1 protein-coding gene is annotated in these 319 nt (G+C 44.8%); it reads right to left on the bottom strand.

All coding sequences use genetic code 11. The annotated features are described in order from the left end of the window. Positions 1–319, bottom strand: a 319-nt coding sequence (locus JDF658_RS13965) for a transposase (protein WP_143312032.1), incomplete at both ends; no start/stop codon positions are given.

The following is a 319-nucleotide window of genomic DNA, read 5'->3' as shown; positions in this document are numbered from 1 at the left end:
CGATATTCAGGCTCATGTTGCCGAACCAGATTGGCCGCTTGTACAAAGTAATAGCGCAAATAAGCATTACCCGTCCTGGTTAGCGGCGTTTCATCTGCTTCAAATTCACCTGATTGATGGCTACGCCAGGTTAAACCGGCGAATTTCGCCAATGCTGAATCGTTATTAAAACGGTGAATATTACCGATTTCAGCAATTAAACCTGCACACATTACAGGACCAAGACCTGGGACAGAATCAAGCGTGTGCTTAAAGTTAGCCAATTCCCTGGCAATGGCTTTATCAATGGTTTTGACCTGCTTTTCCAGGCATCTAATGG

The organism is Carboxydocella sp. JDF658 (assembly GCF_002049395.1).
In the GTDB taxonomy this organism is placed as follows: domain Bacteria; phylum Bacillota.
Note: the sequence above shows the minus strand (reverse complement) of the source record. Positions and strands in the feature narration are given on the sequence as shown.